The sequence below is a fragment of the Aporhodopirellula rubra genome (genome assembly GCF_014192335.1).
GTDB classification, from domain to species: domain Bacteria; phylum Planctomycetota; class Planctomycetia; order Pirellulales; family Pirellulaceae; genus Rhodopirellula; species Rhodopirellula rubra.
The window spans coordinates 64,326-75,825 of sequence record NZ_JACHXU010000018.1 but is presented as its reverse complement, the minus strand read 5'-3'; the positions used below and the strand labels follow the sequence as shown (position 1 = coordinate 75,825).

The following is an 11,500-nucleotide window of genomic DNA, read 5'->3' as shown; positions in this document are numbered from 1 at the left end:
CGCTGGCGGCCAAGACAAATTGATGACCCGGCACCATGATCGATTCCCCTTCCAATTTTCACGAGTCCAGCCCGGTCGCGGCCGAGTTGAGTGTGTATTCCGGTGGGCAGCGGAGGCTCGTCGTGCCTTTGGTCAGCGCCGTCGAGGTGGGGCGGCAGCGTCGCACGGAATCAGTTCCGTTTTACTACAACGACCAAAACAGCATTCCGCGTTTGATTGTCGCGGATCGTTTCGAGACCCAGATTTCACGATCGCATGTTACCGTTTCGCCACTGCCCGGCGGCGAAATATTGTTGCAAAATACTAGCCGGAATTGTCGGATCACAGTCGACCCAGGACGCGAATTGTTGCCCGGTAAAACTTGTTTCGTTCGTGGCGTCGCCCGTCTGCACATGCAGCACGTGACGATTGTGATTGAACCGACCGAGGTTACCGAGCGGATGATTTCGTTGGGAACACCGAGGCCGCTGAGTCAATCGAGTTCGCAGGTGTTCGATCGGGGAAGTGGTGATCAACGCACCTCGCTCGTCGCGACGCTGGGTTCGAGCTTCGACGCTGAGCAAGGAGACCAACTGATGATGTGGCTCAGGACGATTGCGAAACTGTTTTATTCCGCATCGACAAACCCGCGTTTTCTAGAGGATGCGTTACACGCGATTGATGATGTCATCGGTCTGGAGATAGCGATGATTTGGTCGCGTGTGGATTCGGATTGGCAGTTGACGTGCTCGCTCTCTCGCGGTGACATCCAAACGTCTCCAGCCGATTTTGCGACGGAGTTTGATGAGAACATCCGTGCCGAATTGGCGAATGACTTCGCCCAAGTGCTCGACCGGATTGGGCGGTGGAGGCAAACGGTGCTCTACCACAGTGCGCCGATCGCTGTTGAGCCTCCGAGCAAGTCTCCCCATCACGCGATCGTGGCGTCGCCGATTATCAATCCGCAGACACGCGTTGTAGGGGCGTTGATGGGACTGCGCCGTGGTGGGCAACCGAGGCGTGATCGAAGCGAGTTGATCACCCGTCTCGAGGCCAGTTTAGTGGAACTAATCGCCAGCGGGATCCGGTTCGATTGGATCGCTCCCGCAGAGGAGTCTGTTCAATCTAAAACAGATTGATCGGATCGCCGGCGTGAGCGGATGCTTGATACGCGAGCAGCGAGTTGAGCAATTCGATTGCCATTCGCGACTCAAGTGTCACTCCCGCTCGAACGCCAACGCACGGATCATGGCGTCCTTTAGCGAGTTCAAAGTCGATGTCACGGAGGTTTTTCGTGACGGATTTCTGCGGCAGGTTGATCGTCGACGTCGGCTTGAATCCGACGCGCGCGACCAATGGATTCCCCGTGGTGATGCCGCCAATGAGACCGCCGTGCGTGTTGGATTGGTAACCGTCATGCCGGATCGGATCGTTGTTGTCGCTGCCTGTTCGTTCGACGACGTCAACGCCGGATCCGATCTCGCAGGACTGCACGGCGTTGAGCCCACCGAGGACGCCCATCAGACGCACTTTCAAACTCTGGTAGAGCGGGTTACCCAACAGAGGTGGCACACCGACGGCAACCACTTCCACGGCGGCGCCGAGCGAGTCACCTCGCCGACGCGTTTCTTTGATTGCTTCACCTGCGGCTTTAGCAAACTCCACATCGATCGATGGGATTTCCGCTTCGTCGAGTTGTCGCTGGGTTTCGTCCGCGTTTTCGAGCGAGAGTTTGTCGCCCAGTTTCATTGATGTTCGCAGAGACCCCACTTGGCTGATCGACGAAAGAATCCGAACACCGAACAATTGTTGCAGTACGATCCTCGCGACGCTGCCGCCGATCACGTCACTGATGGTGCTACGGTAACTCGACCGTCCACCGCCGCGGATATCGACGAACCCTTTGGATTGGTGATATTTGACGAGGTCGGTATGTCCCGGGCGGACTTCTCCACCGGGGCCTGTGAACTGCGTGTAGTCGCCTGATTTTTTACTCGTCGACAACACGATGGCAGCGATCGGTTCACCTGTTGTGAATCCGTCTTCATAGCCTTCGGTTTCGAACGACGCCCCGTCGACATTGACACCGAGCGTCGAACCGCCGAGGAGGACGTCGACGTCATCACGGTACAGCCCCGAGAGGAAGACGACTTTGTCTTTTTCGTTTCGCGGTGTGCCGTGTTTGTTTCCGCCCGGTCGGCGACGATCCAAAAACGGTTGTACCTCGGCGCGGCGGATCTGATGTCCGGGAGGGCAACCGTGAATGATCGTGGTGACAGCGGGGCCGTGCGATTCGCCGGCACCGGCGACGGCGTAGTGGGGGCCGCCTAGGATTTCCATTGCAATCCGGCCCCAGCGAGACGTGAAGCCGTTTCCGCCATCAAGGCGTCTTCGGCGGCTTCGTCTTCGGCGATGTACGTCACGCTGAATCGCAAGAACGCACCGGCGTCATCCCACGGCACCGTAACGATGCCGAATTGTTCGATCAGGAAACGGGTGGCGTCTTCGGCAGCGGCAAACGTTTCGCCGGATGCGGATTGCGTTGGGGCTTTGGTGTAAAGGAAGTATGTTCCGCCGGGCATCTCGGCTTCGAAGCCAGCGTCTTTGAGGACTTTGACGAGTTTCTCCATCCGGCGACGGTATTTCGCCCGAATCCGCTCGGGGATCGAGTCGTCGTCGAGTGCCGCGGCGGCCGCCTTTTGTGTGGCAATGAATTGACCGCTGTCACTATTGTCTTTGACATCCGCGAACGCTTGCACGATCAATGGGTGACCGGCAACAAATCCCATTCGCCATCCGATCATGTCGTAGCCCTTGCTCATCGAGTGGACTTCGACGCCGACGTCGAGTGCACCGGGCGTTTCGAGAAAACTTCTCGGCTTGCCGTCGAACGTCAATACGATGTGGGCGGCGTCGTTGACAACGACAAACTCTTTTTCTTTGGCGAGCTTGACGACCTTCTCAAAGAACTCGGCCGGTGCGGTTCCGCCGGTCGGCGAGTTGGGGTAGTTCAATACCATTAACTTCGTACGACGATAGATGTCGTCAGGGATCGCATCGAGATCGGGCAGGAAGTTGTTTTCGGCGAGCAGCGGCAGTTTGTAAACGTCGCCGCCGTAGTAACGCGTGTGGGTGCCCGCGACGGGATAACCGGGGACGGTCATCATCGTGATGTCGCCGGGGTTGATGAAGCAGGCGGGCAACATCGCGTAGGCCGGTTTGCTGCCGATGCAGTGGTTGATCTGGGTTGCCGGATCGAGTTCGACGCCGAAGTTGCGTTGCATGAAACGAGCGGCGGCTTCTTTGTATTCCGCGACACCGTTGTCGGCGTAGCCACGATTCTCGACGCGGTTGATTTCTCGCTGCATCGTGTCACGGATGCTTTGATCGGCCATCGAGTCGTTCTCGCCGATGCCGAAATCCAGCAATTTCCGCTCAGGCTGGTCTGCGAGTGCTTTTCGTTTGGCCCGTTTGATCTTTTCGAATTTGTAGATCTCGGTTCCCTTGCCATAATTCGCCCCGCCGATCCGTTCGGCAAACAGGGACTGAAAATATGGGTCGTTGGTCTCGGTCTGGGATTCGGCAGGCGCGGTCGACATGAGCGGATGGGGGCGGCGGAGTTGAGAAAAGTGGGAAAACGAATCGGGCGGGGCAATCAGGGGATTCCCGCCAATCTGCCCCCATGTTGTAGTCGGGCACCCGAAATTCGTCGAGGGTGAAGGCGGGCGGAACCGTTGCCTGACACAGTCTGCTGAATTCCCCATTATGACCTTCGGTGTGCCCGTTTTTTCGCGTTATTCGCTCTTCACGGCGTCAAGGCGACTCACCCGTGGGGGGCTTCGGTGATCGGCGGAGGTGTGAGAGGGAGCCGGATCTCGAAATCGCATCCTTCACCCTGATCGCTTCGCAGCGAAATCGTCCCTTCGTGCAAGGTCATGATGCTCTGGCAAATCGACAGTCCCAATCCGGTTCCACCGGAATCTCCCCGGCTGCGATCTTGTTGAATCCGATAAAAGCGATCGAATATTTTGTTGAGGTGTTCCACCGCGATTCCCGAGCCTCGATCGATGATGTGTAACACGCCCTGGTCATCGGATGTGAAAAGAGTGACGTGGATCGTTTCGCCCTCGGGACTGTGCCTGATCGCGTTGTTCAGAACGTTGTTGATGACCTGAGCGAGTTGTACCGAGTCGCCACGGACGCAAACCGAATCATCGAGTTCGGTGTCAATCAAAAGACGTCGCTGATCGGCGAGAGGTTGCAGTTCCCCGATGCAGTCACGCGTTACCTCCGCGAGATCGATCGTCTCGAACTCAGAATGAATATTGGCATCGAGTCGCGCGAGAACTAACAGCGAATCGACTAACTCGGTCATCCGTTTCGTCGCTCGTTGGCAAACCTCAATCGTCTCGCAATACTCGCTCTCGCTACGAGGTTTTGATAATGCGAGTTGCTGATGCATGTTCATTACAGACAACGGGGTCCGCAATTCGTGCGACGCATCCGATGTGAATTGAGATTGACGCCTGAACGCGGATTCGAGCCGATCGAATGTTTGATTGAGCGTGTTGGCGAGTCCGGCGAATTCGCGATCCATCGAGTCGGTCTCAATTCGGTTGGACAGTTCGCTACCTGATATGCGTTCGGCGACCGCCGTGATTTGCTCGATCGGTGCAACGGCACGTCCCGAGGCAATCCATCCGCCGATCAATCCGACGCACATTAGCACCACACCCACACCCGTCAGAGTCCATGCCAATTCACGCAGGTCGCCATAGTCGGCACCTTGAAAACGTCCCGCCAGAATGATGGTATTCGCGGGACCTTTTGAAATCGCTTCTCGCCAGTCGCCGAGATTGCGGAATGCCATGCCCGTCGTCGCCGAACGTGGTGGGTAAACCATCCCCGGTGGTGTTCGTTCAAACCGCGACGCCGAACTCTTTAGGACACGCCCGTCCGGCGAAATGATCATGAAGTAGGGCGCCTCGAACCGATTGCGGATGCGACGATGCGTGAAGGTGTCGGGAACATCGAGCAGTTGCCAAACGTCGATCACGTTTGGATCGATTTCGATGGAGTCAGGATTCGACGAGATCATGGCTTCCAAATCGCTCGCGGGAATTGCGGCGAGTTGGGAGGTCAGGACTTCCACAGCGGCCGACAACTCGCGATCGTTCTCGCGCATCCGAAAGTGGTACTGTTGCCAATAGGTCAATACCGCGAATCCGAGCACGACCAGAGCCAAGATCGCGGCGTGCCAGATCTGAATACGCAGTCGGAGCGATTTAATTGCCAACGAAATACCCTTCGCCGCGTCGAGTCTTTACGAACTCTTTGCCGAGTTTTGAACGAATTCGCGAAATGTACACGTCGACCAGATTGGACATCGAATCGTGGTTTTCATCAAACAGATGATCGTAGATGAACGTGCGCGTCACGAGTCGTCCTCGTTTCATCGCCAATAGCTCGACTAATGCGTACTCGCGTGCTGTCAATTCGATGGGGGCATCTCCTTTTGTCACCAACCTCGCGCTCGTGTTGATCGCGAGATCGCCGAACCGAATGATCGGATCGGCAACCTCATGACCGCGACGGATCACGGCTCGCAATCGCGCCAGCAGCTCGGCAAGATCGAACGGCTTGACGAGATAGTCGTCGGCGCCGAGGTCGAGTCCCGAGACACGATCGTCGATCGAATCGAGGGCGGTCAGAAACAAAACGGGCGTCGACTGTTTCCTCCGCAGTTCACGAAGGATTTCCAGACCACTGAGATTGGGCAGCATGATGTCCAAGACGATCGCGTCGTACGGCCACGCCAGCGCCTGAGCGAGGGCTTCGTCGCCTTCGCTCGTGTGGTCGACCGCGTAGCCTTCTTCACGCAACGCCTGGGTTAGGCCCGCGAGCAAGTCGGGATCATCTTCGACTACCAATACTCGCATTCTTTCGTTGCCTTCTAGATATCAGTCGCCGGGTCGATTGTGATCGACACGATTCGACCATTGCTCTCTAAATCTTCGTCAAATGCGAGTTCGCAATTCAGGCGAACGTCTTCAAACCCTGTCACGCGGATGCGAGGCGTGGAAATGTATCCCGCCCCACCCTCGTCGATGTGAACGCTCACCAATTTTCCGTCTTCGATGACTGGGGTAATTGTTGCCTCTCGGTGTCGCCAAAGTTCGCCGCTTTCTGGACGATAGCGATACCAATTCGATACCTCATCCAAACGATCATTGGTGACCCCGTGTGGTTCCAGTGCGCTCATCAACACTTCTTTGTTTGCGCGTGCCCGTTGTGCGGTGGGATGACCACCACGTGCTGGTTGGACAGTCGAAAACGCCTGACGAAAAACTTCATCCTCCACACCGAGTGCGGCCGCGATCAGTTTAACCGGTCGGCCGCCATCGCGTGGGTCGGTTTGATGACCCTGGTCAATCACGACGTGGCCTTTAGGTTGGGGGCTCATGTCAATCTCGCTATCGGTCGTGTTGAGGGATGTGTCACCGCGTTCGTTTCGTGGTGAGGGTGCGGCGTGACGAGGTGGCTTGGGCAGTTCGTCGTTCGTCAGTTTGCCGTCTTCGTTAGCGTCCATTTTTTTCAGCATGGGAGTTGCTGCGACGATTTCTTCGTTTGAAATTTCACCATCTTGATCGACGTCGAAAAGTTCGAGCAGCGGATGAGGAGGGCGTCCGCGGTCACGTACGCCGGGGCCGTGGGCGACTGAATCGTTGTCGAGTAAACGGCCGGGCGAGTCCTCGTGCCTTCTGACACCGCAGTGCGGCGGGAAATCCGGTGATCCGGGTGAACCGCCACAATTTCGAGGGGCGTCATGTCGAGGGCGGTGGCCACGCTCGCGTTGATTTCGATCGCCGTCTAGCGGACCATCCGTCATTTGGCTCCACGCGATCGCGCTGGCCGAACAAGCGATCAGGACGATCAAAATGCCGATTCCATATCGTCTCATCTTTTTGACTCACAGTTTTTGTTGAAAGGTGTGCTTTTGCTGAGAAAGGGTGAGGCGACTCGCGATTGAGAGCTCACGATTTGGCGTCTCTGCTGGCATTCTGCCATCCGAACCTGAAAGGAACGTGAACGATCAGCGGTCGCGAGATTTTTTTTGAGGACGGCTGGCGGTGCATGTCCGCGATCACGAGGCATGTCTAGTCGGTGTTTGTTTTTCGCGATTATTTCGGTCGTGGTCGAATTCTCGGTCGTCGACTGTTACGACGCGGTGCACAAGCACTTACAATGTGGTACCACCCTCAACCTCCCCGCTTTTCTGAGAGGCCCCGCCATGTCGAATCAAATTTCGCGTCGAGCCGTACTTCGCAACACTGCTGCGGCATCGGCGGGGATCGCGTTCTACCATGGGGCCATACTTCGACCGATCTCTGCAGCCGATAGCCCCAATGAAAAACTGAACATTGCGTGCATCGGAGTCGGTGGACGGGGAGCGGCAAACGTCAGTGGCGTCCGGAGACAGAATCTTGTTGCGATGGTGGACGTGGATGAACGGCGTGCCAAAATTTCGTTTCAGAAATTCCCGAACTCTCGTCGGTTTACTGACTATCGCAAAATGTTCGACAAAATCGGTGACAGTCTTGATGCTGTCGTGATTAGTACACCCGATCACACTCACTTTCATCCCGCCTATGTCGCGATGCAGTTGGGACTGCACGTCTATCTTGAGAAACCATTAGCGCACACCGTTTATGAGACGCGGACACTGTGTGATTTGGCACGCAAAAATAAATTGGCCACGCAGCTCGGCGCGCAGCGTCACGCGATCAAGAACATGCACCGTGTTGTTGAGTTTATTCAATCGGGAGCAATCGGCACGGTGACCGAGGTTCACTGTTGGGTCGGCGGTGAACGTGGGATGCCTCCGGTGCCCGACGATACCCCCAAGGTTCCCAATCGACTTGATTACGATTTGTGGGTCGGCCCCGCGAAGTACCGCCCGTATCACCCATCGATTTGTCCGTACGGATGGCGATTTTGGTGGGAGTATGGGACAGGGGAAACCGGGAATTGGGGATGCCACATTCTCGACATCCCCTACTGGTCGCTCGGTTTGAAAACACCGGTGCGTGTCGACGCGTCGGGACCGAAAGTCGATGCCGAACGTACTCCGAATGTCCATGCATGTGACATATCGCTTTGCCGAGACCAATCAAGACTCACCGATCGATCTGCACTGGTACCATGGTGCGCCGCGAGGAGTAATTCAAAAAATCGGTGTTGATGAAAAAGGTGCAAACACCATCTTTGTAGGTGACGAGGGCGTTTTGGTTTGCGGGTTTGATAAACGCAAACTGTATCCCGAAGAGAAGTTCGCCGACTTCACGGCCCCTGAACCGTTCATTCCAGATTCGCCTGGGTTTTACAACGAATGGATCTCCGCATGCAAAGGCGGTGAAGCGGCAACCTGTCATTTTGATTATTCCGGTCCAATGGCCGAAACGGTCTTGCTCGGCAACGTTGCCTATCGGGCTGGTGGATTTGATTGGGACGCTGAGTCGCTGCAAACCGTTGGCAATACGGTTGCTCAAACTTTGATTCAAACCGCGTACCGCAAAGGCTGGGAAATCGATTGACTTGTCACCGCTGAATGACGCTTGTCGGTCTGTCGGATTTTTGGAGCGGTATCGCGATCTAAGTCGCCGCGTTTACCAAATCGATGTTCAGGTCACGCTGAGGGAGACCGGAGGCGTGCCAAGGACGATCCTTGTTCGTTACCGTTCCATCAAAGCCACACGATGATGCTCCGACGATACGCTGCACTGGATCCATTTTTTGTGCTGGCTTTGTCTGTACTGACTACGACGGCCGCGATTGCCCAAGCACCCACTGCGACGACGCCCGTCTGTCTGGCGGTCGTCCGGCAAGGTGTATCGAAGGAACTTCAAATTTGCTGGGATGAAGGTACCGGTCGTTCGCCGGTCGTTTTTCTGAGTGATCGACGCGTGCTTGCTGAGCCGAAAATGGGAGGCGGTCTCAAAGGTGCCCCGATCTTCCGCGAGGGCGGAATCACATTGCAATATGACGCAGAAAAGTCGGCGGAAGCCCAAGCGGCGTTGTACGCGAGCGAGAAGTTCACCGGTCGCCAAACCGACGGGGCATTCCAGCATGTTACCGTCGCGTCAGTCCGGTTAAGCGTTGATCAGGATGCGAAGCCCGACGCACGCTCCGTGTTCGTGCATGTCGTGTCGGGGACGGGGCGAAACATGCGACTCGTCGGCGAATTGCGAGTCTTGGTTCTCGAGTAGAACGGCGTCTCATCGCGTGATTTACGAATGGGAACGAACGGGGGGCGACGCTCAAAAACAGGCTGTTGCGTCGTCGAGACCGCATGCTCCGATGACGCGACGAAATCCCTCGTTTGCGATTTTAAAGTTGCGTTTCAATATAGGTTGGACGCCGCAAACTCTGCCATTGCCGGAGTCACAGACACGATCGAGAACGTCGCTCGTGAGTTCACTTGATCGGTGACAAAGTAAGTTTCGTGAGATTGAGCGGATGCCACCCTTTCTTGACGCCCGTCATGACGAGTGTTGTCGTGCCGGCGGGCAGGTCAAGCGTCCCGAGACGTACGGTTTGGTACTTTCCGTAGTCGCCGGTTGCGGGAGAGTTCGCGGTGAGTTCGTCCTCGTCGGCGGCGATTGTGAATTTACCACTGGCTTCGGCCGCGATCTCAGCGGTGACGGCAAACTTGCCGGGGCGACTGATTTCGATTCTCCACTCGATGTGGTCTTCCGCGTTGAGCCAAAAGCCGACGTTTTTGATTTGCGTTTGTTCTCGATTTTCAACTCGCCGTGTAGCACCGCGGTGGTCGCGTCGAGCGTCAGGGTCCCGTCGCCGACCTGTGAGATCGCGGGGGCAGGGGGCACGATGACGTTCGGGCTGCCTTCGATATCGAGTACCACAACGGTCGCAATTTCATCTATTGGATTGACCGGGAGATCGATCGAAATCTGAGTGGCTTCGTTGTTGACCTTTAGCGTCTGATTGCTCGCGAGCATGACTGCACCGCGAGTCTTGTTGACGAGACCGGGCAGAACCAGTTTTCCGTTTTTGGGCCAATCAAACAGATGCAAATACAGACGTGTGGTGTCGCCATCGAGTTGTTTTTGCGTGCATCGTCCCCAGTCGAGTTTGGCGAACGGACTCGCTTGGGTTGCATAGATCGCGTCCCCGTTGGTGTCCATCCAGTCGCCGATGGTCTTTAGCGATCGGATGCTTTCCTCGGGAACACTCCCGTCGCCTTTGGGGCCGATGTTGAGTAGGTAGTTGCCGCCTTTGCTAGCGATGTCGATGAGATTGCGGATCAACAACTGATCGGATTTCCATGCGTGATCATGTTCGCTGTATCCCCATGTCGTGTTGAGTGTCATGCACGTTTCCCAATCGATGCCGGGCATGCCGGTCGCAGGGATGTGTTGCTCAGGCGTGATGAAGTCACCGTATTTGGGATCGAGATGTGGGGTGAATCCGGCAGTCCCCATGCCGGCCCATCCTGCTTCGCGGATACGAAACAGTCGATTGTTCATGATTACATCGGGTTGTTTCGTACGGACGAGATCGATCAACTCACTCGAACGCCACGCTTGGTCACCTTGGAAATCTTGCGAGCTGTAATCCCACCAGAGCATATCCACGGGACCGTAGTTAGAGAGGAGTTCGTGGACCTGTTGGTGGAGATAGTTTTGGTATTTCGCGTGATCACGTGTGCCGTTGGGGTAGGGTTTTCCTTTGAGCGGGTGTGGCAGCTGTTTTGATTCGGCGTAGGAGTACTGATCGTGATGCCAATCGATGACTGAATGATAGAAACCAACTTTCAAACCTTCGGCTCGGCAGGCTTCGGTGATCTCCTTGACGAGGTCACGCTGCAAGACATGCCCCGCGTTGAAATCGCCCGCCTGCGAATCGAACAACCCAAAACCGTCATGGTGCTTGGTCGTGAAGACGAGGTATTTGCAACCGGCGTCTTTTGCGATTCGTGCCCACTGGCGTGCAAAGTCTGCCGTCGGTTTGAACTTTGGAATCGCCTGCCGGGCATAAGTGTCAGTGTCGGCTTTGACACGTTGTTGAATCCATTCCATGCCTCCCCGTTTGGCCACCGGCTTTCCGTCCCAAGTCCCGGCTAAACCGGAGTAGAGTCCCCAGTGGACGAACATCCCGAAGCGAGCTTCACGCCACCATTTCATCCGAGCGTCACGGTCGGTTTGTGATTCTTCCTTTGAAACCGCGACCGGGACGTCCGAAGGCTTCGCTGAGTGACCGGGCAGCGTGTCCTCGGCGTGGCCATTGCCGAACGATCCGAGAGTGATCAGCAGCAGGAGACTGGTCAGGATTTTGCGAATGGAGGTGCGGGTGGCCATGATGGATTCAAGTTTGCGTGGAGAGATAGGGGGCCACATTTTACTCGACACATGAGATCGAGGTGTCGCGGTTTGGGCCTCTCGTCACGGTAAAAATTGACGCACATGCGTGCGGGCTGAACGCACTTAAAGTGTGCCGGAAA

General features: G+C 56.1%; 10 protein-coding genes. 4 read left to right on the top strand and 6 right to left on the bottom strand.

The window, feature by feature from the left end:
• The first annotated feature begins 35 nt into the window (after positions 1–35).
• Complete coding sequence (locus FHS27_RS21710) at positions 36–1,118, top strand: hypothetical protein (protein ID WP_184306957.1); 1,083 nt, start codon at positions 36–38, stop codon at positions 1,116–1,118.
• Here FHS27_RS21710 and FHS27_RS21705 read toward each other — a convergent pair.
• The 5 genes from FHS27_RS21705 to FHS27_RS21685 form a co-directional block, all read right to left on the bottom strand.
• Entirely contained in the window at positions 1,105–2,319 is a 1,215-nt protein-coding gene (locus FHS27_RS21705) for a chorismate synthase (RefSeq protein ID WP_184306955.1), read from the bottom strand. The genes FHS27_RS21710 and FHS27_RS21705 overlap by 14 nt on opposite strands.
• Positions 2,307–3,578 carry an LL-diaminopimelate aminotransferase gene (locus FHS27_RS21700; RefSeq protein WP_009099852.1) on the bottom strand — a complete coding sequence of 424 codons (1,272 nt, stop codon included), beginning with the start codon at positions 3,576–3,578 and terminating at the stop codon, positions 2,307–2,309. The genes FHS27_RS21705 and FHS27_RS21700 overlap by 13 nt, the downstream gene beginning before the upstream one ends.
• 224 nt (positions 3,579–3,802) lie before the next feature.
• Positions 3,803–5,275, bottom strand: coding sequence for an ATP-binding protein (locus tag FHS27_RS21695; protein WP_184306953.1), 1,473 nt, complete (start codon positions 5,273–5,275; stop codon positions 3,803–3,805).
• The gene (locus FHS27_RS21690) at positions 5,265–5,918 is read right to left on the bottom strand and encodes a response regulator transcription factor (protein ID WP_184306951.1); all 654 of its coding nucleotides are present in this window, start codon (positions 5,916–5,918) and stop codon (positions 5,265–5,267) included. Before FHS27_RS21690 ends, FHS27_RS21695 begins: the two co-directional genes overlap by 11 nt.
• Before the next feature lie 14 nt (positions 5,919–5,932).
• Entirely contained in the window at positions 5,933–6,940 is a 1,008-nt protein-coding gene (locus tag FHS27_RS21685; RefSeq protein ID WP_184306949.1) for a hypothetical protein, read from the bottom strand.
• Positions 6,941–7,270: 330 nt separating this feature from the next.
• Between FHS27_RS21685 and FHS27_RS31185 the strand changes: the two genes are divergently transcribed.
• The 3 genes from FHS27_RS31185 to FHS27_RS21675 all read left to right on the top strand — a co-directional run bounded on the left by FHS27_RS31185 (position 7,271) and on the right by FHS27_RS21675 (position 9,245).
• Positions 7,271–8,221: a Gfo/Idh/MocA family protein gene (locus tag FHS27_RS31185; RefSeq protein WP_246420509.1), complete on the top strand. Its 951-nt coding sequence runs from the start codon at positions 7,271–7,273 to the stop codon at positions 8,219–8,221.
• The gene (locus FHS27_RS31180; RefSeq protein ID WP_246420573.1) at positions 8,112–8,573 is read left to right on the top strand and encodes a hypothetical protein; all 462 of its coding nucleotides are present in this window, start codon (positions 8,112–8,114) and stop codon (positions 8,571–8,573) included. Before FHS27_RS31185 ends, FHS27_RS31180 begins: the two co-directional genes overlap by 110 nt.
• A 162-nt stretch (positions 8,574–8,735) precedes the next feature.
• Entirely contained in the window at positions 8,736–9,245 is a 510-nt protein-coding gene (locus FHS27_RS21675) for a hypothetical protein (protein ID WP_184306947.1), read from the top strand.
• A 273-nt stretch (positions 9,246–9,518) separates the two neighbouring features.
• Here FHS27_RS21675 and FHS27_RS21670 read toward each other — a convergent pair whose 3' ends face one another.
• Positions 9,519–11,357 (bottom strand): alpha-L-fucosidase, encoded by a 1,839-nt coding sequence (locus tag FHS27_RS21670; RefSeq protein WP_184306946.1) that lies wholly within the window; start codon positions 11,355–11,357, stop codon positions 9,519–9,521.
• Positions 11,358–11,500 lie beyond the last annotated feature (143 nt).

Excerpts from the sequence above, each read along its gene's own strand:
- FHS27_RS21690 (WP_184306951.1), bottom strand. The coding sequence starts at position 5,918 with ATGCGAGTATTGGTAGTCGAAGATGATCCCGACTTGCTCGCGGGCCTA.
- FHS27_RS21685 (WP_184306949.1), bottom strand. The coding sequence starts at position 6,940 with ATGAGACGATATGGAATCGGCATTTTGATCGTCCTGATCGCTTGTTCG.
- FHS27_RS21705 (WP_184306955.1), bottom strand. The coding sequence starts at position 2,319 with ATGGAAATCCTAGGCGGCCCCCACTACGCCGTCGCCGGTGCCGGCGAA.
- FHS27_RS21675 (WP_184306947.1), top strand. The coding sequence starts at position 8,736 with ATGATGCTCCGACGATACGCTGCACTGGATCCATTTTTTGTGCTGGCT.
- FHS27_RS21710 (WP_184306957.1), top strand. The coding sequence starts at position 36 with ATGATCGATTCCCCTTCCAATTTTCACGAGTCCAGCCCGGTCGCGGCC.
- FHS27_RS21700 (WP_009099852.1), bottom strand. The coding sequence starts at position 3,578 with ATGTCGACCGCGCCTGCCGAATCCCAGACCGAGACCAACGACCCATAT.
- FHS27_RS31185 (WP_246420509.1), top strand. The coding sequence starts at position 7,271 with ATGTCGAATCAAATTTCGCGTCGAGCCGTACTTCGCAACACTGCTGCG.
- FHS27_RS21670 (WP_184306946.1), bottom strand. The coding sequence starts at position 11,357 with ATGGCCACCCGCACCTCCATTCGCAAAATCCTGACCAGTCTCCTGCTG.
- FHS27_RS31180 (WP_246420573.1), top strand. The coding sequence starts at position 8,112 with ATGTCCATGCATGTGACATATCGCTTTGCCGAGACCAATCAAGACTCA.